Below are 20,252 nucleotides of genomic sequence, written 5' to 3'. Positions count from 1 at the left end.
ATTCCGCTTGGCCTGGAAATGCTCTAGGTTGCCGCCGCGGTCGGGGCGTGGCGCAGCCTGGTAGCGCGCCTGTTTTGGGTACAGGAGGCCGTGGGTTCGAATCCCGCCGCCCCGATGCCCCGGCCAGATGAGCCGGTGTTCCGCGCGGCGGCGCATGGCCGCCGCGCCGCCCGTCAGAACATCGGGTCGGTCCCCGCGGCATGCGGGCTGGACAGGTTGAGCAGGTCCAGCACGAAGGTATCGCGGGTGGTGTCGCCCGCCACGACCGTATCGATCAGCCGCACGAGAAGCGACTCGCCGACATCGGGCGCGAGGAATTCGCCGTTCCAGCGGGATGCGCCATCGGGCGCGTCGGCGAAGCGCCGCCAGCTGGCGCCGTCATCGGCCGAGTATTCGAAGCGGAACAGCTCGCCGCCCGAGCGGGCATCCACCTGCAGCATCTTGTCGCCCGGCGTGAGGTCCTCGAACCGCCAGCGCACCTCGATCGCATGGCCGTTGGCGGTCACGCCCTCACGGAAGGAGGAGAAGAAGCTGTTGTCGTCCCCCGCCTGCGCCCGGACGGTCATGTTGAAGGTGGTGGGCGCGGACACATAGGTGCCGACGACCTGGCCGCCCGTGGTCGCGGAAATGTCGTCATCGGGGTGCGTGACGGCGACGGTCACCGCCGCCATGCCGGGCGCGGCGAAGGAGAGCGTGTAGGCCGCATCGCCGTCCACGTCGCGATCGGCGATGCCGGTGACCGTCAGCGCCGCGGTCCAGGCATTCCCGGCGTTGAGCACGAGCGAGGTGGCGGACAGCTCACCTTCGGCCGCGTCGAGGCCGGAGACGGCGACGACGACCTCGCCTGTCGCATTCGTCGCGCGCAGCAGGATCGTGCCGCTTTCGCCTTCGGCCGTGGTCAGCGCCGTACGGTCCACCTCGAGCCTCGGCGTGCCGGCCGGTGGCGGCGGTTGCGGATCGTCATTCGGGGGTGGCGGCGGTGGCTGGGGGTCGTCGCGGGGGGGGGGGTGGCGGCTCCTCGTTGTCCTGATCCGGCGGCGGCGGCGGGGGCGGCGCGTCGTCATTGACGATCGTGGCGATGACCGGCGTCGCGTCCACCGTGCCCAGGGTGGCGGATGCCAGGGTGACGCTCAGTGCCTCGTCGGCCTCCACCAGGTCGTCCGCGACGGTCTGGAGGCTGAACTGCGCGGAGATCTGCCCTGCCGCCAGGGCGACCGAAACGGCGCCGAGGCCGCTGACCAGGTCGGCGGCGTCGATCGGGTTCGCGCCGCTGCCCGCGACCATGACCGTGACGGTGGCGGCGCCAAGGTCGCTCGCCGCATCGCGGGACACGATGAAGGTCATTGAACTGCCGTTGCCCGCACCCGTGCCCTCCGGCACCGAAGCGTCGGCGAGGGAAAGCCGGAAGACCGGCGCCGGCGGCGGGGGTGGCGGTGGCGGCTCGACCGGCGGCGGCGCATCGTCGTTGACGATCGTGGCGATGACCGGCGTCGCGTCCACCGTGCCGCGCGTGGCGGAGGTCAGGGTGACGCGCAGCCCCTCATCCGCCTCGACCAGGTCGTCCGCGACGGTCTGGAGGGTGAACTGCGCAGAGATCTGGCCTGCCGCCAGGGAGACAGAGACGGCGCCGAGGCCGCTGACCAGGTCGGCGGCGTCGATCGGGTTCGCGCCATTGCCCGCGACCATGACCGTGACGGTGGCGGCGCCGAGGTCGCTTGCCGCATCGCGGGACACGGTGAAGGTCATCGAACTGCCCTTGCCCGCACCCGTGCCCTCCGGCACCGAAGCGTCGGCGAGGGAAAGCCGGAACACCGGGGCCGGCGGCGGGGGTGGCGGTGGCGGCTCGACCGGCGGCGGAGCGGCCAGGGAGCGGACATAGCTGCCCGTGACCATGTATTGGCCGAGCGAGCCGTATTCGGTGTAGCCGGTGGGCGGCGAGGCCGTGGGCGAGCCGAAGCCGACGCCGTCGATCGAGAGGTAGTAGGTGCCGCCCGCAAGCCCGGTGGCCGTGATCCGCGCCCCGAGCGCCAGCGGGTCGTTCGACGTCTCGAGCAGCTTGCCCGTGCTGTCGTGGATGGCCAGCGACACGTCCATCATCGTGAAAGGCGACGGGCTGTAGATCGGCGTGGCGGAGCCGGCCACATAGATGCGCGACCAGGAGGACACGGTCAGGTCGAGGCTGCCGCCCGCGGCGACCTCGAAACGGAACATGTCCACGTCGTTGCGGCTGCCGGAGCCGTTGATGACGCCGAAGGTCTGCACGCTGACCACGCCGGCCGCCTCCGTCCCGGCGAGGGCGCCGGCGGTGGCGAAGGTGTTGCCCCAGTCGTCGGCGCGAAACGCGACGCCGTTGTTCTGCGTGGTGATGACGGTCAGGTCGTCCTGCAGGTTGGTGGCGTTGGTGTATTCGCCCTTGCTCCACTGCACGACGTTGGCGTTGTAGCCGATGCCCATCACCGGCGCCCAGTCGGTCGCCCCGGTCCCGTGACCATAGTAGTAGTCGCTGCGGCTGCCGTTGTTGACGATGCCGTCGTGGCTCAGGCCGAGCGTGTGGCCGACCTCATGCGCGGTGGCATCGGCGATCGGCTTCACGCCGTCGCCCAGGCGGTTGGCATAGATGAAGGCCGGCGTGTCGGTGCTCCAGTCGAAGCTGCCGGTATAGGCGATGCCGCCGTAGTTCTTCCCGCCCTCGTCGGTGATGACGGCGCGGACACCGAAGGCCTTGTCGCTGCTGCCGCTGTAGCGCAGCGCATCGACGCCCGGATCCTCCGTGGTGACGTCGATGTTGAAGGGCGAGAAATACTCGGCCACGCGCTGCCAGATGCGCTGGATGGCAAGAAGCTCGGCGGCATTGAAGCTGGCGGACCCGTCGAGCGAGAAGGCGGGCGAGGTGATCGAGGCGCTGCCCCAATAGCTGTTCCAGGAGGTCCCGGTCGTCACGTGCCCGTCGAAGTCCAGATAGACGATGTAGCGTGAGCCCGGGTTGCTGTGCAGCTTGAAGGTGTCGCCGTAGGTGACGCCGATGCCGCCGCTCGGCATGTCGTTGAGGACCACGCTGGCTGCGATCACCGCCTGGTCGGGGGTGAGCGGGCCGGACGCGGCGGGCAGGCCGATGCCGAGCCCTCGCTCGGCTGGGTCAAGGCCGAAGATGGCCGGCAGGGCGCAGGCCCCGCAGCCGCAGCCGGAGCTGTGCGCGAGCGGGTCAGGCTGCACCTCGTCGCAGGTGAAGGATGGCGGGGCTTCCCCGGCGGCGCCCAGGCGCAGGTCCTGTCCTGTCGGTGCTGCCTCGGCGGCTGGCTGCGGTTGCGCGAAATCGCTCAGCTGATCGGTGGATGCCTCCTCCACCAGATCGTCCCACCGATCCTGCTCCGTCCCGAGCATTTGCATGCAATCCACCCCCCTGGCCTGATGCGCGAGTCAGGCTGAGCAAGACGCAGGCCATTAATCAAAGCGCAAAATCCCCCCCCGGGGACGATGAGCCCGCGCGATGGCCATGCCTTCGCAGCGTTCTGCGCAGGCTGTCCATACCGTGATTTATGAGACTTCGTGATTTGGCTGAAATTGTGGCCGGTGTTGCTGATCTGCACGGGCGCGGAGGGCGACCAATATTCCTACATTACTAATGTATACTATCTGTCGGCGGATCGACCGGAGCGCGTCACGAGGGATGGGTCCAGAATGAAAATTGCGTCAAGGTTGTGCCGCTCTGCACGAAAAAGGGGCGGGCGTTGCCGTCCGCCCCCCGAAGAGACGCTCGTGGCGAGGCGCCTCCGCGTCAGATGATGTCCGCCGCCAGCCTGAAGTCCAGGTCGGTCAGGATGAAGCGGGCGCCCGCATCGGCCACCACGATGCCGTCCATGCCGCCCGCCGCCTGGATCTCCATGCGGTCGAAGGCCTGGTCGAAATTGTCCTTCACGATGAAGCTGCCGGCGCTGGTGGTGATGTCCCACTCGATCTGCTCGATCAGGGTCGCGCCCTGATAGAGTCGCACGATGATGTCCACGTTGTCCGAAGGCGTGAAGTCGGTGGCGTCGCCGTAGGAGATGACGGCGCTCAGCGCCGACGCGCTCTTGAGCACGAAACCGAGCACCTCCCCGCGGTTCACATAAGGGGTCGCCGCGCCGTCGGCATAGGTCTCGCCGCCGGTCTCGATGTCGTCGGGGCTGCCATTCGGTCCGCCGGGCGTCACGTCCGCGGAGTCGCGGGCGGTGTTCACGCCGAGGGCGAAGCGGCCCGGATCGCCTGCGGTCCAGTTGCCGCCGATGTGCTCGCCATACTGGTGGCCGGACGCGATCTGCGAATTGGCCCAGCCGAGCGCGTAGAGATCGAGCCAGTCGGTCGTGCTCGGGGCGCCCTCGAGGGGGTTGTCGTCGCCGTCACCGGACGGGTCGTCATAGGCCTCGTAGCCTTCCCGCATCGGCCCGAGATTTTCGGCGCCCGCCGCCTCGGCGGCGTCCATGGTGTTGTTCTCGTCGGCGTCGAAATAGGCATACATGCGGCTGCCGAGGAGGCCGCCGGGCGCGGGGTCGCCCATGGTGCTGTCGAACCAGTCGAGCGAGAGCACGCCGAGGCCGGGGCCGGGATCCGGCCCGTCGTCGCCCACGGTCAGCACCAGGTCGTCCACCGACCAGCCGGTCGCGTTGCCGACCAGCGAGCCGAAGGTGACCTTGTCGGCGCCATTGGCCAGGAACTCGGCGAAGAAGGCGGCCGTTCCGCCGATCGCCACGTCGTTGACCTCGATCGTGCTGAGGTCGAAGTCGATCTCGACCTTGTCGCCATGCGACAGCATGCCGAGGTTCAGCTCGCCGGCGGAACTGTCCTGCACGAAGCCGCCCTGCAGCGGGCCGTTGGTGTCGGCGATGGTCCGGGCGTCCGAATCGAGCACCACATAGGTCGAGCCCTGGCTCAGTACCTTCACGGTGAAGGAGACGAACTTCAGCACCGTGCCCTCGGCGACGTCGAAGGTGATGCTGTCGCCGTCGTTCAGGCGCGTGGCGTTGCCGTGCAGGTCCCAGCCGCTGCCGTTGATCAGGCCGAAGCCGATGTCGTTGGAGAAGGTGACCCAGCCGTCGGAGACGTCGCCGGTGAGCGCGTTGCCGTTCAGCTTGCCATGGCCGGTGATCGTCACCGGATCGTCGCTGCGGTCGATCCCGCTGACATTGTTCAGCCGCGTGCCGCCGCCCATGTCCGCGATGTTGTGGGCGACGACCCCGTCACCCACGCGCAGGTCGCCGGTGGTGTCCACCTGGCCGGACGTCGGCGCATCCACGCCGTTGGTGAGGTCCACACCGAGCGCGGCCTGCTGGTCGGTCGTGCCGACGAAGGCGAGCAGCTGCTGCCACTCGCTGCCGGTGAAGTCGTAGGTGCCGCCGAGCACGTTGCGCGTGGCGAAGTCGCTCGCGTCGTCGAGAACCGCGAGTTGCGTGCCGGCCGATACGGGGCCGGTGAAATCCACGGCCCGCACGCCGAACCAGATCTGCTTCAGACTGGCGCTCATTGTCCATCCCCATCCTGGGCCGGGATATCGCTCGATCGCCCGCGCGATCACGACTCCCTGCGCGCAATCAGAGATAGCACAAAAAAATTAGCTCTTCGACATTTTTCTACAGTGTATGAAAGCATGCTTTCGCACAAATCTAACAGGAAATTCATGTACGGGAATGCCTTAAGGATTTGATATCACAAGAACAAATACGATTGCGGCATCGTTTCGTACCGATATGGCTACTAAAAATTTACCTTTTGGGGATTGCCGGCGCCGGCAACCCGCGCATGCGGCGAGTGTGGACGCCTTTCTTCGACAGAATTCAATGCGTTACCGGACGATGATCCACAACTTTCGCGCGTTTGGGCGCCAAGTTGCATTCTGTGCAAGCGGCACGGGCCAGCTGCGCGACGCGAGTCGCCGTCCCGCCCGGCGGGGCCGGCCGGCGGAGATGATGGGTGGTTCGGAACCGGGCCCGCGCGCGCGACGCCCGCGGGCCGGTCAGCCGCCCGGCGGGGTCCGGCCGGCGGCGAGATGTGCCCGGCCGCCGACCCGGACGTAGTCGAAGCCGTGCCGCGCCATCTCCTCGGCGCGATAGACATTGCGCAGGTCCACCACCACCGGCGCCTTCATCCGCTGCTTCAGCCGCGCCAGGTCCAGCGCGCGGAAGGCGTCCCATTCGGTGATCAGCACCAGCGCATCCGCGCCATGCGCGCAGTCATAGGCATCGGCGGCATAGGTCACGCCCTGCAGCACCGCCTTGGCCTGCTCCATGCCCACCGGGTCGAAGGCGCGCACGGTCGCGCCGGCGCGCTGCAGCGCGTCGATGATGTTGATCGCCGGCGCGTCGCGCATGTCGTCGGTGTTCGGCTTGAAGGTCAGGCCGAGCACCGCGATGGTCTTGCCCGCCACGCTGCCGCCGCAGGCCTTCACCACCTTGCGCGCCATCGCGGTCTTCCGCGCGTCGTTCACCGCGACCACCGCTTCCACCACGCGCAGCGCCACGCCGTTGTCCTGCGCGCTGCGGATCAGCGCCAGCGTGTCCTTGGGGAAGCAGCTTCCGCCATAGCCCGGACCGGCGTTGAGGAATTTCGGGCCGATGCGCTTGTCCATGCCGATGCCGCGCGCGACGAGCTGCACATCGGCGCCTACCTCCTCGCAGAGGTCCGCGATCTCGTTGATGAAGGTGATCTTGGTGGCGAGGAAGGCGTTCGCCGCGTATTTCGTCAGCTCCGCCGTGCGGCGGTCGGTGAACAGCACCGGCGCGGCGTTCAGCGAGAGCGGCCGGTAGAGTTCCGCCATCACCTCCTTCGCGCGTTCGTCATTGGCGCCGACCACCACGCGGTCGGGGCGCTTGAAGTCCTCGATCGCCGCGCCCTCGCGCAGGAATTCCGGGTTGGACGCCACCGAGAACTCGGCATCCGGCCGGGCCTCGCGGATGATGCCCTCCACCATGTCGCCGGTGCCGACCGGCACGGTGGATTTGTTCACCACCACCGTATAGCCGGACATCGCCTTGGCGATGTCGCGCGCGGCGGCGCTGACATAGGAGAGGTCCGCATGCCCGTCGCCGCGGCGCGACGGCGTGCCGACGGCGATGAACACCGCCTGCGCCCCGGCCACGGCCTCGGCCAGGTCGGTGGTGAAGGACAGGCGGCCGGCGGCGGCGTTGTCGGCCACCAGCCGATCCAGCCCGGGCTCGTAGATCGGGATGATGCCCTTCTTCAGGTCGGCGATGCGCTGCGCGTTGACGTCCACGCAGACCACGTCGTGGCCGAAATCGGCAAAGCAGGCCCCGGAAACCAGCCCGACATAGCCGGACCCGATCATCGCCACGCGCATCGCTCACCCCTTCACCTGTGCGGCCGGCCTGGGGCCGGGCCGGTCGCCGGCGCCCCATGCGAGCGGCGCCCCCATATCACGGCGGCGGCCCGTCGGGCATGGTCGGGCAGCCACCCAGTGGCCCTGTCGCGCAATTCCTGACATGCGCCCGCTGCGAAGCGGTTAAGCCCCGGGCGGGATGTTGGCGCCCCGCGCACCCCGCCGCTATACCGGGCGCCGCGTCCCGCCAGGAGCTTTTGCGCGCATGCCCGCCTTTTCCGGCCGCCCTCGTCCGGCGCGACACGACGCCTGAGCATGGGCCAGGTCCTCGTCACCGGCGCGGCCGGCTTCATCGGCGCGCATCTCTGCCAGGCCTTGCTGGCGCGCGGCGAGCAGGTGGTCGGTCTCGACAACCTCAACCCCTATTACGACCCGAAGCTGAAGCAGGCGCGGCTGGCGGCGCTGACCGGCGCGGCGCGGCCCGGGCAGTTCGCCTTCCACCGCCTCGACCTCTCGGACCAGGACGCCGTGCTGGGGCTGATGGCGGCGAATCCGGGACTCGACCGGGTGGTGCATCTCGGCGCCCAGGCCGGGGTGCGGTGGTCGCTGCAGGCGCCCTTCGCCTACACCGCCGCCAATGTCACCGGCACGCTCGCCATCCTGGAAGGCGTGCGCCGGGCGGAGGGACGGATCGGCCACACGGTCTATGCCTCCACCAGCTCGGTCTACGGCTCCCGCACGGACGGGCCGTTCCGCGAGACCGACTGCGCGGACCGCCCCGCCTCGCTCTATGCCGCGACCAAGCTGGCGGGCGAGATGATGGCGAAGTCCTACACCGATCTCTACGGCCTGAACCTGACGGGGCTGCGCTTCTTCACCGTCTATGGGCCCTGGGGCCGGCCCGACATGGCCTATTGGCTGTTCACCGAGGCGATGCTGCAGGGCAGGCCGATCCGCCTGTTCAACGAGGGCCGGATGCGGCGCGACTTCACCTATGTGGACGACATCGTCGCGGGCGTGATCGCCGCGCTGGACAATCCGCCCGCTGCCCCGGCGCACCGCCTCTACAACATCGGCAACAGCCGGCCGGAACAGCTGCTGGACATGGTGGCGATGCTGGAGGCGCTGCTGGGCGTGACGGCGAAGCGCGAATTGTTACCGATGCAGCCGGGCGACGTGCCGGCGACCTTCGCCGATGTCTCCGCCATGCAGCGCGACTTCGGCTGGCAGCCGACCACCGACCTGCGGACCGGGCTCGGCCGGTTCGTGGCCTGGTGGCGCGGATACTTCGGCTGACCCTTGCGCGGGCGCCCCGGCGGTGGCAGCCACCCGCCGCATGAGCGCCCCGCACATCGTCGAGATCGGACCCGTCCGGCTCGCGAACACCCTGCCGATCGCCCTGATCGCCGGCCCCTGCCAGATGGAAAGCCGCGCCCATGCGCTGGAGACCGCCCAGGCGCTCAAGGAGATCGCGGCGCGGCGGAAGATCGGCCTGATCTACAAGACGAGCTTCGACAAGGCGAACCGCACCTCCGGCAAGGCCGCGCGCGGCATGGGGCTCGCCGCCGCGCTGCCGGTCTTCGCCGAGATACGCAAGAGCCTCGGCCTGCCGGTGCTGACGGATGTGCACGAGGCCGCGCAATGCGCCCCGGTGGCGGAGGTGGTGGACGTGCTGCAGATCCCGGCCTTCCTCTGCCGCCAGACCGACCTGCTGCTCGCCGCCGCCGCGACGGGCCGGGCGGTGAACGTCAAGAAGGGCCAGTTCCTGGCACCCTGGGACATGGCCAATGTTGCGGCCAAGGTCACCGAGGCCGGCAATCCCCGCGTGATCCTGACCGAGCGCGGCGTCTCTTTCGGCTACAACACGCTCGTCTCCGACATGCGCGCGCTGCCGATCATGGCGCGCACCGGGCACCCGGTGGTGTTCGACGCGACCCATTCCGTGCAGCAGCCGGGCGGGCAGGGGTCTTCCTCGGGCGGGCAGCGCGAATTCGTCGAGACCCTGGCCCGCGCGGCGGTCGCGGTCGGCGTCGCCGGCCTCTTCATCGAGACGCATCCCGATCCGGACCGCGCGCCCTCCGACGGGCCGAACATGGTGCCGCTGCGCGACTTCGAGGCGCTGGTCGCGCGGCTGCAGGCCTATGACGCGCTGACGAAGTCCTTCTGACGCATGAACCCGATCGTCGTCATCCCCGCCCGCATGGCGGCCACCAGGCTGCCGGACAAGCCCATGGCCGACATCCATGGCGAGCCGATGATCGTCCATGTCTGGCGCCGCGCGCAGGAGGCCGGGATCGGCCAGGTCGTCGTCGCCACCGACAGCGAGGCGATCGCGGAGGCCATCGCGCGGCGCGGCGGGCGCGTGCAGATGACGCGGGCCGACCATCCCTCCGGCACGGACCGCGTGCATGAGGCGGTCTCCGTGCTCGATCCGACCGGCGCGCATGATGCGGTGGTGAACGTGCAGGGCGACCTGCCGACCATCGCGCCGGCGACGATCCGCGCGGCGCTGGTGCCGCTGATGGACCCGGCGGTGGATGTTGCGACGCTGGTCGCCGAGATCGTGCGGGCGGAGGAGCGCACCGCGCCGCAGGTGGTGAAGATGGTGGGCAGCGTGCTGGCGCCCGGCCGCTTCCGCTGCCTCTATTTCACCCGCGCCACCGCGCCCTGGGGGGAGGGGCCGCTCTGGCACCATATCGGCCTCTATGCCTGGCGCCGCGCGGCGCTCGCACGCTTCGTCGCGCTGCCGCCATCGGGCCTCGAGCAGCGCGAGAAGCTCGAGCAGCTGCGCGCGCTGGAAGCCGGCATGCGGATCGAAGCGATCGCGGTGGATGCGGTGCCCCTCGGCGTGGACACGCCGGAGGATCTGGCCCGCGCGCGCGAAATTCTTTCGGGCCGCGCCGGATGAGCGACGCCGCACGCCGCGCCACGCTGCTGCGCACCGTCACGCTGGAAGCCGAAGGGCTCGCCGCGCTGCGCGACGCGCTGGAAGGCCCGCTCGGCGACAGGGTGCTGGAGGCGGTCGCGCTGATCCTCGCCCATCCCGGCCGTGTGATCGTGACGGGCATGGGCAAGTCCGGCCATGTCGGAAGAAAAATCGCGGCGACGCTCGCCTCCACCGGGACGCCGGCGCATTTCGTCCACCCGGCCGAGGCGAGCCATGGCGACCTCGGCATGATCGGGCGCGAGGATGTGGTGCTGGCGCTGTCCTGGTCGGGCGAGGCGCCGGAGCTTGCCGACATCATCGCCTATACGCGCCGCTTCGACGTGGAGCTGATCGCGCTGACCTCGCGCGCCGAGAGCGCGCTCGGCAGCGCCGCCGATCTCTGCCTGGCGCTGCCGCGCATGCCGGAGGCCTGCCCGAACGGGTTGGCGCCGACCACCAGCACCGCGATGCAGCTGGCACTCGGCGATGCGCTGGCGATGTGCCTGCTGGAGGCGCGGGGTTTCTCGCCCGCCGATTTCCGCGCGATCCATCCGGGCGGCAAGCTCGGCGCGCGGCTGAAGCGGGCGCGGGACCTGATGCATGGGCCGGAGGAACTGCCGCTGGTGCCGCGCGGGGCGACGCTCGAGCAGGCGGTGGTGGAGATGACCTCCCGCCGCTTCGGCGTGACCGGCGTGGTGGATGGCGCGGGCGCGCTGGCGGGCGTGCTGACCGATGGCGACCTCCGCCGCGCCTTCCAGCGCGGGCTGGCGCTCTCCGGCCCGGTGGCGGCGGCGATGACGCCCACGCCCCGCACCGCGGCGCCCGAGGACCTGGCGGCGGATCTGCTCGGGCTGATGAACGAGCGGCGGATCACCAGCCTTTTCGTGGTGGAGGGCGGGCGCCCCGTGGGCATCCTGCACCTGCACGACCTGCTGCGCGCGGGGGTTCTGTAGCTCCCTGCGCGGTGGTAGCCTCCGCTGCATGCAGAAGGCCCGCATCTACCGCTCGCCGAAATCCGCGATGCAGTCCGGCCGCGCGCGCGCCGGGGACTGGACGCTGCAGTATGAGCCGGGGGAGCCGAAGCGGATCGACCCGCTGATGGGCTGGGCCGGATCTGGCGATACCCGCGCGCAGGTGAAGCTGGTGTTTCCCTCCGCCGAGGCCGCGGTCGCCTGGTGCGAGGCCAAGGGGATCCCCTGCGAGGTGGAGCCCGAGGCGCCGATCCGCGCCGAGATCAAGCCGAAGAGCTACGCCGACAATTTCCGCTTCGGCCGCACCGACAACTGGACGCATTGATCGCGCGGGGCGCATGACAAGGCCCCGCTAGAACCGCACCAGCACCCGCACATAGGCCGCGTCCTCGTTCAGCGGCGCCGTGTTCGCGCCATCCGGCTGGCGCGTGATCCGGCGCACGCCCTCCAGGTCGAGCTGCACCCGCTCGTCGAATTGCAGCCGGACGCCGCCGCCCCAGGACCCCACCGAGCGGTCCAGCCCGAACGCCCCGTTGTCCCAGGCGCTGCCCTCGTCGCGGAAGGCGTAGAACTGCGTGCCGAGGCTGAGCCCCGGCAGCGCGAAGCGCCGGGCGAGCTGCACCTCCAGGCTGCCCGCAATCGCCCTGTCGCCGCTGACCTGCCCGGCATAGAAGCCGCGCCCGAGCCGGTTGCCGCCGAGATAGAATTTCTCGGCCGGCGGCAGCACATCGTCCGACCACTGCCCCGCGACCACGCCGAACAGCGAGACCAGCCAGCCATCGCCCGGGGCGAAGAGCGGCTGCAACCGGCTGGCCTCGGCCACCAGCTTGGAGAAGCCGAACGCGCTGCCGCGCCGTGCGGTGAAGGCGCTGGCGTCGTCGCTGGCGCCGAGCGAGGTCAGCCCCTGCGAGACGCGGATCAGGCCCGTGGTTGCCGCCGCGGCGGGGGCGGTGGCGAGCCAGGCATCCTGGAAGGCACCGTCGAGGCCAAGGCGCAGCGCGCGCACCGCGTCCCGGCTCTGGCGCATCCGCGATTCGCCCGGCGCGCTGCGGAACTCCACGGTGCTGTCGTAGGCGTCCAGCTGGCCTGACAGGTTGAGGTTCAAGGGCCGGCTGCGGATGAGCGGGTAGAGCAGCGCCGCGCCGCCCACGCGCGTGTCGCCCGCATAGCCGATCGCGGCCAGCGCCGAGCCCGGCGCCGCGCGGCCGCCCCCGAGATAGCCGCGCAGCCGCAGGCCGGAGCCGCCGAGGAAGATCTCCTCGGTGATCTGCAGGAAGCTCTGGCCGTTGCCGTCGGTCTGCAGGATCGCGATCTCGCTGCGCTCGCCGAGGCCGGTGAACGAATTGAGCTGCCCGACCAGCAGCCCCTGCCAGGCGCCGGTCAGGTCGTAGCCGCGGTTGTCCAGGCTGAAGAACCCGCCGACCGGCCGGCGCGCAAGCCGCACCACGAGCTGCAGCGCGCCGGGCTCGTTCGGCATGGGTCGCAGCACGCCGCTGGCGATGACGCCGGCGATGTCGCCCGCCAGCAGCAGCGCGCGTTCCAGCGCCGCCGGAGGAAGCGGGCGCTGGCCGATCAGCGGATCGAGGAAGCGGCGCGCCTGGCGTTCGGCCGGGCCGATCGGCTCGCCATCCAGCAGGATCTCGGCGATCGCGCCCTCGATCACCAGGAAGCGCAGCGCGATCCCGCCATCGGGCAGCGGCGCCAGCGTGGCGCGCACCGCGACATAGGGAAAGCCGGCCTCGCGATAGGCGCCGAGGATGGCCAGCCGCGCCTGCTCCACCTCGGCCAGCGTGACCGCGCGGTTCCCCGGCGACGCGAAGCGGGCGCGCAGCGCGGCCTCGGGCAGCGCCGTGTTGCCGGCGATGAGGACGCGGGCGGGCATTATGGTGCGGCTCGCGCCGGGCCCGGTCGCGGCGCCGGCCTCGGGCGGCAGCAGGGCCGGGCCGAGTTCGGGCGGCTCGGCCGGGGCGACGCGCTGGATGATGCCGGGGAGCGGCGGGGGCGTCTGCGCCGCAGCCGGGGCCGCGAGCAGGGCGGCGGCGGCGGTGAGCCAGGGCCGAAGGCGCGGGAACGGTGCGGCTCGCCGCGGAATTGCGCTCGGCTCCAGGCAAGGGAAGGTGTCGCGGACCTTGCCGGGCGGGGGCGGGGGCCGTCAATCCTGGGTTGGATTTCCTCGGCGTCCTGCCCGAAAGAGGCGAATGATCAGCGACCTACCCGCTGCGCGCCGCGGATGGTAAGGCCGGCCTCGGGCGCCCGTAGCTCAGCTGGATAGAGCATCGGATTTCTACTCCGTAGGTCGGGGGTTCGAATCCCTCCGGGCGCGTCACTTTCCTTGGCGCGATGCCGCCCGCCAACCCATCGCGCGGGCGCGATGTCGCCCGCCAACCCATCGCGCGGGCGCGATCTCGCTCCGCTCAACCGCGCCAGCAGGCCGGGCTATTGCGAGCTGCTGCGCTGCCCCAGCACCGCGTTCAGCCGCTCGATCTCCTCCTTCGGCCGCGCCGCGAAGAGCATCGCGTGCATCCAGGGATTGGTCAGCGCCAGCACGCGCCGGCCGAAGATGCGCGGATCCACGTCCAGCGCCTCGGCGAAGGCCATGTAGCGTTCGGAGGGCACGACGTTGCGCCCAACCTCGATCGCGCTGATCGAAGTGTAGTAGGTCATCCCCACCGCCTTCGCGAGCTCGGCCTGGGTCAGGCCGCGGCGCATGCGAAGGTCCCGGATGTAGAGCCCCAGGTCGCGCTTGTAGTCGGCCGAGGTCTCGCCTCGGCCGGCCAGCGGCTTGGTCATTGCAACCATCGTGGTCGAACGGTCCCCGCGAATATCGAGAACAGTCTATCCGACCGGGACGGCCCCGGCGTGTTCGGAATTGTTCGGAATGCAACCGATCGCGCCGCCGCGAAGCGGGCGGCGCGCGACATTCGGCCGGGTTGCGTCAGCTTCCGTCGAGGGCGAGGACGGCGAAGCTCGCCAGCCAGTGCGCGCCCATGTAGTGGCCGTCCACCTGGCCGACCGACGCGGCGATGTGGCGGTCCGCCGCCGAGAGCGCGAGGGCGCGGCGCGGCTCGGCCGCCGGGAGCCTGTCGGCCAGCGCCCGCCAGCACCAGGCGCGCGACAGGTTGAGCCCGTCGAGATGCACGATCCGGCCATCGGTGCGGTCGCTGACGCGGGCCGGGGCCAGCAGCGCGGCGGGTTCGCCCTGGTCCAGGCGCGGCAGGAAGCGGTCGAACCAGGGCCCGAACTCGGCCGATGGCAGCAGCCGCGCCATGCAGAGCGCCTCGGCCAGGGTGGGCGAGAGGAAATCCTCGCCGGAGGGCTCCCAGGCCTGGGCGTCGGCATCCGCGCCGTACCAGCGCCGGGCGGTGCCGCGCAGCAGGTCGAGCAGCGCGGCGTCGTGCCGCTCGGCCCAGTCGGCGGCGAGGGTCAGGGCGAAGGCGGTGTTGGCATGCACGCCATGCCGCACCGGATAATCGGCGCGCGGCAGATGGGCGGCGAAGCGGTCCGCGAAGTCCCGCGCCAGCGGCGCGAGGGCATCCGCCCAGGCACCGTCGAGCTCGGCATGCAGCTTGAGCAGCCAGGCCCAGCCATAGGGCCGCTCGAAGCCGCGGGCGGAGGGGCGGGCGAGGAAGGCGCGCTCGGCGGCGATGGTCTGGGGCGCCAAGGCGTGGTCGAAGCGTGCGGCGATGGCACCGGCGTCGGGAAGTTCGGGGAAGCGCCGGAGCAGCCGCGCCAGCATCCAATGCGCGTGCACGCAGGAATGCCAGTCGAAGCTGCCATGGAAGGCCGGATGCAGCGCGGAGGGGGCCAGCAGGTCCTGCGGTCCCTCCAGCACCAGGTCGAGCTTCTGGGGCCATTCCTGGCCGACATGGCCGAGCGCGATGCGCGCGAACCGCTCCGCCTGGGCGATGTCCAGCCTCACCGGGACGGGCCGGTCCGGGACCCGAAGAAAAAACCCCCGCCTCCCGGCGCGACGCCGGGGGGAAAGCTGCTCTCCCGATGGGCCGGAACGAAGAACGGACGGTGCGTCGGCATGCGCGGCAAGCATGCATGATCCTCGCCTTGCCGGGAACCGCGGCGCGGCGGCGCTGGAAAGCCGCGGGGTCCACGCCTTATCTCCAGGCCCGATGATCCGGCCCGAGGATGCGACGATGGATGCCGCCATGCCCCCGACTTCCGTGGTGGACGGCTTCTGGGGCGCGGTCGGCCGCACCCCGCTGATCCGCCTCAGGCGCGCTTCGGAGGCGACCGGCTGCGAGATCCTCGGCAAGGCCGAGTTCATGAACCCCGGCGGCAGCGTGAAGGACCGCGCCGCGCTCGGTATCCTGCAGGATGCGGTGGATCGCGGCCTGCTGACACCGGGCAAGCCCGGCACGATCGTGGAGGGCACGGCGGGCAACACCGGCATCGGCATCGCGCTGGCGGCGAATGCGATGGGCTGGAAGAGCATCATCGTGGTGCCCCACACCCAGGCGAAGGAGAAACTGGATTACCTGCGCATGATCGGCGCCGATCTGCGGCTCGTGGATCCGAAGCCCTTCGCCGATCCCGGCAACTACGTGCATGTCTCCCGCCGCCTGGCGGAGGAGATGGGCGCCGTCTGGGCCAACCAGTTCGACAACCTCGCCAACGCCGCAGCCCATGCGGCGACCACCGGCCCCGAGATCTGGGAGCAGACCGGCGGCCGCGTGGACGCCTTCACCTGCGCCTGCGGCACCGGCGGCACGCTGGCGGGTGTCGCGCGCGCGTTGAAGTCCCGGCGGAACGACATCCGCATCGTGCTGGCCGATCCCGGCGGCAGCGGCCTCCATTCCTGGGTGAAGACCGGGGAGGTGAAGGCCGCGGGCAACTCCATCACCGAGGGTATCGGCCAGGCCGCGCGCGCCCCCGGCAACCTCGCAGCCGCGCGCGACCTGATCGACGACGCGGTCCAGGTGCAGGACCCGGAGATGCTCGAGCAGGTCTACGGCCTGCAGATGCATGAGGGCATCTCGGTCGGCGGCAGCGCGGGGCTGAACGTCGCGGCCGCGATCCGCGTGGCGCGCGACCTCGGGCCCGGGCACACCGTGGTGACGATGCTCTGCGACGGCGCGGCGCGCTACCAGTCGAAGCTGTTCAACCCGGATTTCCTGCGCGCGCGTGGCCTGCCGACGCCGCCCTGGATGGAGTGATCCTTTCGATGGAACTGCTGGAACTCGCCCGCAACGTGCGCGCCCGCGATCCCGCCCGGCCGGGCTGGTTCGAGAGCGTCTTCTGCTATGCCGGCGTGCATGCCGTGCTCTGGCACCGGCTGTCGCACTGGCTGTGGACGCACCGGCTGCGCGGCCTCGGCCGCCTCTCCTCCCACATCGCGCGCATGCTGACGGGGGTCGAGATCCATCCCGGCGCGGCGCTCGGGCGGCGGCTCTTCATCGACCACGGCATGGGCGTGGTGATCGGCGAGACGGCGGAGATCGGCGACGACGTGCTGATCTATCACGGCGTGACGCTGGGCGGGCTTTCGGGCCAGCCAGGCAAGCGGCACCCGACGATCGAGGATCATGTGACGATCGGCGCCGGCGCGCAGGTGCTGGGGCCGATCCGGATCGGTCGCAGCGCGCGCATCGGCGCCAATGCGGTGGTGGTGAACGCGGTGCCGCCGGGCTGCACGGTGGTCGGCATTCCCGCCCGCCCGCCCAAGGGCTCGCCCTGTGACGACAGCGGGATCGGATACGGGCTCGGCGGGCTGAACGAGGATCCGGTGGGCGAGCAGCTCGCCGCGCTGCGCGCCGAGCTGGCCTCGCTGCGCAGCGAGCTGGACCGGGTGAAGGCGGCGCAGGCGGAGCGGGTCTGAACGCCGCGGCTTGACCCGCGGCGCGCCCCGCCCGACCCTCGGGGCGGGAGACACGCCATGCGCAGCACGGTGAGTTGCGAGATCGACCTCGACGCGCCGGGCAAGCGGCATGGCTTCCTGCGCCTGCCGCATTCCACGCATGAGAGCGCCTATGGCTTCATCCCGATCCCGATCGCGGTGATCGCCCATGGCAGCGGGCCGACCGTGCTGCTCGTCGCCGGCAACCATGGCGACGAATACGAGGGCCAGATCGCGCTCGGCCGGCTGATCCGGGAGATCGAGCCGGCGCAGGTGCAGGGTCGGCTCATCGTCCTGCCCGCGCTGAATTTTCCTGCCGCCCGCGCAGGACGGCGCACGAGTCCCATCGATGGCGGCAATCTCAACCGGCTGTTCCCCGGCGATCCCGATGGCGGCGTGACGGAGCAGATCGCGTATCACGTCACGGAGGCGCTGCTGCCGCTCTGCAGCAGCGTCATCGACCTGCATTCGGGCGGATCGTCGCTGATGTACACGCCCTCCGCGCTGATCCGCCGTGGCGACGACACCGCGCTGTTCGCGCGCGGCATCGCGGCGCTGAAGGCCTTCGGCGCGCCGCATTCCTACATCGTCATCCCCGGCACCAATGGCGGGCGGACGCTGTCCGAGATCTGCTACCGGCGCGGCATCCTCCATCTCGGCACCGAACTCGGCGGCGGAGGTCATGCGACGCCGCATGCGATCCGCATCGCGGAGCGCGGCATCGCCGGCGTGCTGCGACACCTGCAAGCGGCGGACCTGCCCTGGGATGGCGGCGGCGGCACGCATCGCACGCGCATCCTCGATGTCGGTGGCGCCGACTACTACAGCTACGCCCCCGATCCCGGCGTCTTCGAGCCGCTTGTCTCGCTCGGCGAGGAGGTGCGCGCGGGCCAGCCCGCCGGCCTGATCCACCACACCGAGACGCCCTGGCGCGATCCCGCCCGCGTGGACTTCCAGCGCGACGGCGTCGTGCTGGTGAAGCGCTGGCCGGGCATGACGGCGCGCGGCGACTGCCTGTTCCATCTCGGCACGGATACCGGATTGTGAGCGACGAAAACCCCCTCCTCGTCCAGCGCGACGGCGCCGTGGTGCGCCTCATGCTGAACCGCCCGCACCGGCGCAACGCGATGAGCGAGGCGCTGGTCGCGCGCATGGACGAGGCGTTGTCCGCGTTGCGCGGCGACAGCGGCGTCCGCGTTGTCGTCATCAGCGGCGCGGGCGGGCATTTCTGCGCGGGGCTCGACCTGACGGAAGTGGGTGCACCCAAGAGCGCGGAGCAAAAACTGGCCGAGCAGCAGGCGCGCAACCGCCGCACCGGCGCGCGCTTCCAGGCGATCTCCGACCTCAAGCAGGTGGTGATCGCGGCGGTGGAGGGCAGCGCCTATGCCGGCGGCCTCGGCTTCGTCTGCGCCGCCGACATCGCGCTCGCCGCCGGCACCGCGCGCTTCTCCGCGCCCGAGGTCCGCCGCGGCCTGGTGCCGGCGCAGATCCTGCCCTGGCTCACGCGCCGCATGGGCCGCAGCGCCGCCGCGCGGCTCTGCCTGCAGGGCAACGTGATCGACGCGGAGGAAGCCGCGCGCATCGGCCTGGTGCATGCGACGGCGCCGGATGCCGAGGGGCTGGCGCGCCTGCTCGACGTGACCATCGCCGACGTGCTGGAGGGCGCGCCCGGCGCGCTGGCCGAGACCAAGGGTCTGATCGCCGCCCTCGGCGCCGTTCTGCCGCCCGGCTATGGGGAGGCCGGCGCCGAGGCCTTCGCCCGACAGGCTGCCGGGCCCGAGGCCGCGGAGGGCATCGCCAGCTTCAAGGAGCGCCGCAAGGCCGATTGGTCCCGGCGCTGACCGAGCCCATCTTGGCGCCACGCGAGGAAGGACATACGCCATGACCGCCTGCATCGTCGGCTGGGCCCACACGCCCTTCGGCAAGCTCGAGGACCCGGACATCGAGAGCCTGTTCGGCCGCGTCGCGCTCTCCGCGATCCACGATGCGGGGATCGAGCCGGCCGAGGTGGACGCGGCTTTCGTCGGCGTCTTCAACGGCGGCTTCTCCAAGCAGGACTTCTTTGCGTCCCTTCTGCTGCAGCATGTGCCGGAGCTGCGCTTCAAGCCCACCACGCGCTACGAGAATGCCTGCGCCACCGGCTCCGCCGCGATCCATGGGGCGCTGGATTTCCTCGCCGCGAAGCGGGGGCGCTTCGCCCTGGTGGTCGGCGCCGAGAAGATGACCGCGACGCCGACCGCGGAGGTGGGCGACATCCTGCTCTCCGCCTCCTACCGCAAGACGGAGGGCGACATCCCGGCGGGCTTCGCCGGCGTCTTCGGCCGCATCGCGGAAGCCTATTTCCAGCGCCATGGCGACCAGTCCGACGCGCTGGCCGCCATCGCCGCCAAGAACCACCACAACGGCGTCTCGAACCCCTATGCGCAGATGCGCAAGGACCTCGGCTTCGCCTTCTGCCGTGCCGAGAGCGAGAAGAACCCGTTCGTCGCGCGGCCGCTGAAGCGCACGGACTGCTCGCTGGTCTCCGACGGCGCCGCGGCGCTGATCCTGACCGACGAGGAGACGGCGAAGGCCATGGCCGCGCGGGGCGGCAAGGCCGTGCGCTTCCGCGCCGCGGTGCAGGCGACCGACAGCATGCCCATCGCCGGGCGCGACATCATCCGCTTCGAAGGCGCGCGCGCCGCCTGGGGCCGGGCGCTGGAGGCGGCGGACCTCAGGCTCGACGACCTCTCCTTCGTCGAGACGCATGACTGCTTCACGATCGCCGAGCTCATCGAATACGAGGCGATGGGCCTGGCGCCGGAAGGGCAGGGGGCGCGTGCCGCGCTGGAAGGCTGGACCGCGAAGGACGGCAGGCTGCCGGTGAACCCCTCGGGCGGGCTGAAGTCCAAGGGCCACCCGATCGGCGCGACCGGCGTTTCCATGCACGCGATGGCCGCGATGCAGCTCACCGGCCAGGCCGGGGAGATGCAGCTGCCGAAAGCGGACCGGGCCGGGGTGTTCAACATGGGGGGCGCGGCGGTGGCGAATTACTGCTCGATCCTGGAGCGGGTGGGATAGGCGCGGCGAGCTCTGGCACGCCCCTTGCTATCCTCTCAAACGTCATGCGGCGGGCCTGTCCCGTCCCTGGCAGCTTAGCCTTCCTCAACCTTGCCTCGGGCCGGTCCGAAAGGATCGGCCCAATTTTTTTGTCCGCGCCTC

Annotated in this window: 17 protein-coding genes and 2 tRNA genes; 12 read left to right on the top strand and 7 right to left on the bottom strand. The window is 70.8% G+C overall.

What is annotated here, in order from left to right:
- The first annotated feature begins 41 nt into the window (after nucleotides 1-41).
- Nucleotides 42-115: transfer RNA gene (locus tag AC1MIR_RS00380), tRNA-Pro, on the top strand.
- Between the two features lie 58 nt (nucleotides 116-173).
- Here the strand turns inward: AC1MIR_RS00380 and AC1MIR_RS00375 are convergent.
- From AC1MIR_RS00375 to AC1MIR_RS00360, 4 genes are all read right to left on the bottom strand, one after another.
- Nucleotides 174-917 carry a hypothetical protein gene (locus AC1MIR_RS00375; protein ID WP_480026205.1) on the bottom strand — a complete coding sequence of 248 codons (744 nt, stop codon included), beginning with the start codon at nucleotides 915-917 and terminating at the stop codon, nucleotides 174-176.
- A gap of 43 nt (nucleotides 918-960) precedes the next feature.
- Nucleotides 961-3,381 (bottom strand): zinc-dependent metalloprotease family protein, encoded by a 2,421-nt coding sequence (locus tag AC1MIR_RS00370; protein ID WP_480026204.1) that lies wholly within the window; start codon nucleotides 3,379-3,381, stop codon nucleotides 961-963.
- Nucleotides 3,382-3,775: 394 nt separating this feature from the next.
- Nucleotides 3,776-5,497: a hypothetical protein gene (locus AC1MIR_RS00365; protein WP_480026203.1), complete on the bottom strand. Its 1,722-nt coding sequence runs from the start codon at nucleotides 5,495-5,497 to the stop codon at nucleotides 3,776-3,778.
- A 489-nt stretch (nucleotides 5,498-5,986) separates the two neighbouring features.
- Entirely contained in the window at nucleotides 5,987-7,327 is a 1,341-nt protein-coding gene (locus tag AC1MIR_RS00360; RefSeq protein ID WP_480026202.1) for a UDP-glucose dehydrogenase family protein, read from the bottom strand.
- 294 nt (nucleotides 7,328-7,621) lie between these two features.
- On the opposite strand from AC1MIR_RS00360, the gene AC1MIR_RS00355 reads away from it, so the two are divergent.
- The 5 genes from AC1MIR_RS00355 to AC1MIR_RS00335 are packed head-to-tail and all read left to right on the top strand — an operon-like array spanning nucleotide 7,622 to nucleotide 11,528.
- Nucleotides 7,622-8,602, top strand: a complete 981-nt coding sequence (locus AC1MIR_RS00355; protein WP_480026201.1) for an NAD-dependent epimerase/dehydratase family protein — start codon at nucleotides 7,622-7,624, stop codon at nucleotides 8,600-8,602.
- Between the two features lie 40 nt (nucleotides 8,603-8,642).
- Entirely contained in the window at nucleotides 8,643-9,473 is an 831-nt protein-coding gene (gene kdsA / locus AC1MIR_RS00350) for a 3-deoxy-8-phosphooctulonate synthase (protein WP_480026200.1), read from the top strand.
- 3 nt (nucleotides 9,474-9,476) lie between these two features.
- Nucleotides 9,477-10,214 carry a 3-deoxy-manno-octulosonate cytidylyltransferase gene (locus AC1MIR_RS00345; RefSeq protein WP_480026199.1) on the top strand — a complete coding sequence of 246 codons (738 nt, stop codon included), beginning with the start codon at nucleotides 9,477-9,479 and terminating at the stop codon, nucleotides 10,212-10,214.
- On the top strand, nucleotides 10,211-11,185 hold the full coding sequence (locus AC1MIR_RS00340) for a KpsF/GutQ family sugar-phosphate isomerase (RefSeq protein ID WP_480026198.1): 975 nt from the start codon (nucleotides 10,211-10,213) through the stop codon (nucleotides 11,183-11,185). Before AC1MIR_RS00345 ends, AC1MIR_RS00340 begins: the two co-directional genes overlap by 4 nt.
- Before the next feature lie 28 nt (nucleotides 11,186-11,213).
- Nucleotides 11,214-11,528, top strand: coding sequence for an ETC complex I subunit (locus AC1MIR_RS00335; protein WP_480026197.1), 315 nt, complete (start codon nucleotides 11,214-11,216; stop codon nucleotides 11,526-11,528).
- Between the two features lie 27 nt (nucleotides 11,529-11,555).
- Here the strand turns inward: AC1MIR_RS00335 and AC1MIR_RS00330 are convergent, their stop codons facing one another.
- Nucleotides 11,556-13,085, bottom strand: coding sequence for a ShlB/FhaC/HecB family hemolysin secretion/activation protein (locus AC1MIR_RS00330; protein ID WP_480026196.1), 1,530 nt, complete (start codon nucleotides 13,083-13,085; stop codon nucleotides 11,556-11,558).
- A 367-nt stretch (nucleotides 13,086-13,452) separates the two neighbouring features.
- Here AC1MIR_RS00330 and AC1MIR_RS00325 point away from each other — a divergent pair.
- Nucleotides 13,453-13,526: transfer RNA gene (locus AC1MIR_RS00325), tRNA-Arg, on the top strand.
- 113 nt (nucleotides 13,527-13,639) lie between these two features.
- Here AC1MIR_RS00325 and AC1MIR_RS00320 read toward each other — a convergent pair.
- Complete coding sequence (locus AC1MIR_RS00320; protein WP_480026195.1) at nucleotides 13,640-13,993, bottom strand: helix-turn-helix domain-containing protein; 354 nt, start codon at nucleotides 13,991-13,993, stop codon at nucleotides 13,640-13,642.
- Nucleotides 13,994-14,138: 145 nt separating this feature from the next.
- A complete protein-coding gene (locus tag AC1MIR_RS00315; protein ID WP_480026194.1) occupies nucleotides 14,139-15,122 on the bottom strand; it encodes a DUF2891 domain-containing protein in 984 nt (327 codons plus the stop codon).
- A 241-nt stretch (nucleotides 15,123-15,363) separates the two neighbouring features.
- Here AC1MIR_RS00315 and AC1MIR_RS00310 point away from each other — a divergent pair, with 241 nt between their 5' ends.
- The 5 genes from AC1MIR_RS00310 to AC1MIR_RS00290 are packed head-to-tail and all read left to right on the top strand — an operon-like array spanning nucleotide 15,364 to nucleotide 20,111.
- A complete protein-coding gene (locus AC1MIR_RS00310) occupies nucleotides 15,364-16,371 on the top strand; it encodes a cysteine synthase A (RefSeq protein WP_480026193.1) in 1,008 nt (335 codons plus the stop codon).
- A gap of 8 nt (nucleotides 16,372-16,379) precedes the next feature.
- Nucleotides 16,380-17,033: a serine O-acetyltransferase gene (gene cysE, locus AC1MIR_RS00305; RefSeq protein WP_480026192.1), complete on the top strand. Its 654-nt coding sequence runs from the start codon at nucleotides 16,380-16,382 to the stop codon at nucleotides 17,031-17,033.
- Between the two features lie 57 nt (nucleotides 17,034-17,090).
- Nucleotides 17,091-18,098 (top strand): succinylglutamate desuccinylase/aspartoacylase family protein, encoded by a 1,008-nt coding sequence (locus AC1MIR_RS00300; protein ID WP_480026191.1) that lies wholly within the window; start codon nucleotides 17,091-17,093, stop codon nucleotides 18,096-18,098.
- Nucleotides 18,095-18,892, top strand: coding sequence for an enoyl-CoA hydratase/isomerase family protein (locus tag AC1MIR_RS00295; RefSeq protein WP_480026190.1), 798 nt, complete (start codon nucleotides 18,095-18,097; stop codon nucleotides 18,890-18,892). The genes AC1MIR_RS00300 and AC1MIR_RS00295 overlap by 4 nt, the downstream gene beginning before the upstream one ends.
- 40 nt (nucleotides 18,893-18,932) lie before the next feature.
- Nucleotides 18,933-20,111: an acetyl-CoA acetyltransferase gene (locus AC1MIR_RS00290; RefSeq protein WP_480026189.1), complete on the top strand. Its 1,179-nt coding sequence runs from the start codon at nucleotides 18,933-18,935 to the stop codon at nucleotides 20,109-20,111.
- Nucleotides 20,112-20,252 lie beyond the last annotated feature (141 nt).

This window comes from Falsiroseomonas sp. RANM36 (assembly GCF_056682175.1).
This window is presented reverse-complemented; position numbering and strand designations above follow the sequence as displayed.